2 protein-coding genes and 1 pseudogene are annotated in these 2,629 nt (G+C 39.2%); 2 read left to right on the forward strand and 1 reads right to left on the reverse strand.

What is annotated here, in order from left to right:
• A pseudogene (locus tag H5158_RS23530) lies at positions 1–1,075 on the reverse strand (hypothetical protein); the annotation flags it as partial.
• A gap of 102 nt (positions 1,076–1,177) precedes the next feature.
• Between H5158_RS23530 and H5158_RS22285 the strand changes: the two are divergent.
• Together H5158_RS22285 and H5158_RS22290 are read left to right on the forward strand one after the other, a co-directional pair.
• Positions 1,178–2,098 (forward strand): IS1595 family transposase, encoded by a 921-nt coding sequence (locus H5158_RS22285; protein WP_182740936.1) that lies wholly within the window; start codon positions 1,178–1,180, stop codon positions 2,096–2,098.
• 345 nt (positions 2,099–2,443) lie between these two features.
• Positions 2,444–2,629 (forward strand): hypothetical protein (locus tag H5158_RS22290; RefSeq protein ID WP_182740937.1); only part of this gene is annotated, 186 nt, incomplete at its 3' end.

Raw genomic sequence — 2,629 nt, forward strand, 5'->3', positions numbered from 1 at the left:
TTGTACCATTTTACATCGTTGCTGGCGGCTTGCTGCTTTAACCGTTGTTTGCTGCCTGCAAAATTTGAGTACTGCTGCCTGAAACGTTGAATTGATTCAAGCCATTGCGCTTCTTCTATATTCAAAGTCAGGAGCACTTTTGGCATAGTTTTGTTGATATGCCCTTTTTTCTTTGGATCTATGTGGCGGCCGCTCCAGTCGACTAATTCAATATAATCCAGTAAGGCAAAGGGGATCCTGTGTTTAATGTGATTGCCGCCAAATGGTTTTAGCTGTGCTGGTTGGCTTTCATGCTGAATATTATCTTTTTGTTTGAGAAGCTTATTCGCTTTAACCGTGTCTGTGGTAAAGGCTTTAAAGTGCGCTATACGTTCTTGAATTGAGGTGAAATCACGGTCTTCAAGCGTATTGGCTATGTTTGCTCTGATAGAGTTCAAATCAACGTAGGCCATGCAACTGAGCACTGCGGTTTCATCTAATAATGCATGCGACTATTCTTTATAAGTAATGCGCCCTTCCCTCAAATTTATAAGGAATAAATTTGAATGCCGTCAGGCAGCCCGAAGGATGAGCGCCAAGGATGGCAGCGAATAATACTTACCCGTGCAGTTATCTTCTTTATTGGCCTCGCGGGCAATGTACTCATTGAGGTTTTTCATATACCAGCTGATGTCATACAATCTTTCTCGCCATTAGCGATGATCTCATTAAAAAAGAGCAAACTTGGCTTATCTAACTGCTCACCTTTTAAATGGCGGTCGACTAAAAAGTGGTCGTTATAAAGCTGATACCAGCGGTTAATTACTTCATCATCAGACCAATCAAGTGCTTGACGCCTATTGACGTTCACAACAAGGTGATAGTGATTGCTCATAATCGCGTAGGCAGCAATTTCAATGGCAAACACACTACTTAATAACTTAATTCGCTCTACTAACCACTCCCTACGGTGAGCAAAGTTTTTACCTGTGTATTTATCATCACCACACAAGAATGCACGTCTCACGCATCGTGAGATTAAGTGATAATAAGATATCGATGCTAAATCAATAAGCTTTTTTCTTGCGCGAGTCATAATATATCAACTTCAGTAGCACTGTGTGTAATAGGCTATGTTGTCTTTCGGTGTTGGTGAACTATAGTTAATGTACTGAAACCCAACAACGGCAGGTGCAATATGGCTTCCAAGCAGTTTCAAAATATACTACATCACATTACCAACTTAAATTACGCTCAACTTAAAAAGCTTCGCCACGAAGTTGAATCAAATATTGCCACTAACCAAGTAGGTCAAGCTATTGCCGACCATGAGGAATCAATATCTCATTGCCCCCATTGTGATTCACATAATCTAAATCGTTGGGGAATGACAAAGCAAGGAATTCAGCGCTTTAAGTGCAAATCATGCAACAAAACATTTAATGCACTTGCAGACTCACCACTTTACCGAATGAAAAAGGCTGAGAAGTGGATCGAATATACCAAATTAATGTGGGAAGGCGTATCCCTTAGAAAATCAGCTAAAGCTTTGGATATAACACTTAGAACGTCATTTCGTTGGCGACATATGTTTATTAAAGCCCCTGCCAGCTTTAATCCTTCAGTACTAACGGGTGTTATTGAAGCTGATGAAACATCTTTACCAGAATCTTTTAAAGGTAAGAGGGCTATTAACCGTAAGTCACGTAAACGTGGCGGTGGAAAAATCGAAAAAGTTCCTATTTTCATTGCTCTTGATCGTAGTGGTGCTATATCTCACAAGGTTTTAGAACGAAATACAAAAGAAAATATTCAAGCACAATTGAAGCCTTTATTATCAGGCTCAGTGCTTTGTACTGATGGAAACTTATCATATAAAGGTATTGCTAAAGAACTCGACATTGACCATAAACGTTTGATTGGGTTGGATAACCAAAGAGTAGTAGAAGGTATTTACCATATCCAAACACTTAATAATTATATGATGCGATGGAAGGCATGGTTAAGACGTTTTAATGGCATTGGTACAGACTACATTGAGAATTATTTAAGCTGGTTTAGGTTTATGGAAGATAACACTGAGTATTCAGATCAAACATGGATAAAAGAGGCATTATGATATGAATTTTTTATACCCACACTCAACTACAACACAGCCGTGTAATAACAGTGGTTGATACTATGATTTTTGCAAAAACAGTAGTTGATACTGTAGTTTTTGCAAAAAAATGTGTCTGTCCTTTTTACTTTCCACTTTTTAATTTCCAACGAAATAGACATTAGACGCCGGATTTATGTCATAGGACCGTTACCTTTATTAGTAAAAAATTCGCTGGCGGAGTGACCATATATCTCTGTGTTATCTGAGAGATTCATTTGTAATCAAGTGTAATACATTTTGTTTGAGGGCTTTGCTAGTCTTTACTGGCTGTTTATTTTTTAACAAAAAAAGGAAATACCTACAATGAGTACCACTAAACTTGATGAAATGCTAACTGGCCGCATTCAACCCGGTGAACCTAAACAATATACCAATGCTAACCCTCAGATCGATCTAGGCCACGGATGTATTATTGTAGATGTGATCGCTGATGTTGTAGCTGATGCCGCCGCTGATGCCGCCGCTGATGCCGCCGCTGATGCCGCTGCT

Source organism: Pseudoalteromonas sp. SR45-6 (assembly GCF_014163545.1).
In the GTDB taxonomy this organism is placed as follows: domain Bacteria; phylum Pseudomonadota; class Gammaproteobacteria; order Enterobacterales; family Alteromonadaceae; genus Pseudoalteromonas; species Pseudoalteromonas rhizosphaerae.